This is a genomic window from Butyricicoccus sp. (assembly GCF_050872565.1).
Lineage (GTDB): Bacteria > Bacillota > Clostridia > Oscillospirales > Butyricicoccaceae > Butyricicoccus_A.
The window spans coordinates 1-1,484 of record NZ_JBNMHC010000456.1; the positions used below are offsets into that span (position 1 = coordinate 1).

Below are 1,484 nucleotides of genomic sequence, written 5' to 3' on the forward strand. Positions count from 1 at the left end.
GCGCAGGAAATGTCTGGGGAAAACGGTGCCGCGCGTGTCAAGAAATACAGTGCACCGATGGCAGCCGGTATGAAGTTCAACTACGCTGCCAAGCAGGTAGATGACGAAATCCTGTCCACGCTGGCACAGCTGGCACAGGAAACACAGATCATTGACAAGTACAAAGAGCTGCTCAATGGTGCTGTGATTAACACGGGCGAGAATCGTCTGGTACTGCATCAGCTGGCACGCGGCCAGCAGTGTGATGCTGTCATTGCAGACGGTGTGGACAAGCGCGAATTCTACGTGTCGCAGCAGAAGAAAATCGCTGCATTTGCCAACAAGGTACACGCAGGCGAAATTACCAACGAAGCGGGCGAGCCGTATACCACAGTCGTACAGATCGGCATCGGCGGCAGCGACCTCGGCCCGCGTGCGATTTATCTCGCCCTGGAAAACTGGGCAAAGCTGCATAACACCCTGAAGATGGAAGCAAAGTTCATCAGCAATGTAGATCCGGACGATGCAGCCGCTGTACTGAAGTCGGTAGACATCGCGCACGCTCTGTTCATTGTTGTTTCTAAGTCGGGCACTACTTTGGAGACCCTGACCAACGAGACATTTGTCAAGGACGCCATCAAGAAGGCAGGTCTGGACGTTTCTAAGCACATGCTCGCGGTTACCAGCGAGACCTCTCCGCTCGCCAAGGGCGCAGACTACATGACAGCTTTCTTTATGGACGACTACATCGGCGGCAGATATTCTTCTTCCTCCGCTGTCGGCGGCGCGGTACTGTCGCTCGCCTTTGGTCCGGAAGTTTTTGCTGACATTCTGGACGGCGCAGCAGAGACCGACAAGCTGTCTCTCAACGAAAACATTTTGGAAAATGCCGCTCTGCTCGATGCTCTCATCGGTGTATACGAGCGCAATGTACAGGATTATCAGTGTACCGCTGTACTGCCGTACTCGCAGGCACTGAGCCGCTTCCCTGCTCATTTACAGCAGTTGGACATGGAGTCTAACGGCAAATCCGTCAACCGCCGCGGCGAACCGGTCAATTATGCTACCGGTCCGGTCATCTTCGGCGAGCCGGGCACAAACGGTCAGCATTCGTTCTATCAGCTGCTGCATCAGGGCACAGATATTACGCCGCTCCAGTTTGTCGGCTTTAAAAACAGCCAGATCGGCATGGATGTCACCATTCAAGGCAGCACAAGCCAGCAAAAGCTGTGTGCTAACGTTGTCGCACAGATTGTTGCCTTTGCCTGCGGCAAGGATGACCCGGACAACAACAAGAAGTTTGAAGGCGGTCGTCCGTCCAGCATTATCATCGGCGACCAGCTGACACCGGCTTCTCTGGGTGCGCTGCTTGCACACTTCGAGAACAAGGTCATGTTCCAAGGCTTTATTTGGAACGTGAACAGCTTCGATCAGGAAGGCGTACAGCTCGGCAAGATTCTTGCCAAGCGTGTCCTCGCACACGAGACCGACGGCGCACTCAAGGA

The 1,484-nt window shown here is 54.4% G+C and carries 1 protein-coding gene; it reads left to right on the forward strand.

The features are described 5' to 3' along the window. The coding region (locus tag ACR0P9_RS12470; protein WP_432620625.1) for a glucose-6-phosphate isomerase at positions 1-1,484 on the forward strand (1,484 nt) is incomplete at both ends.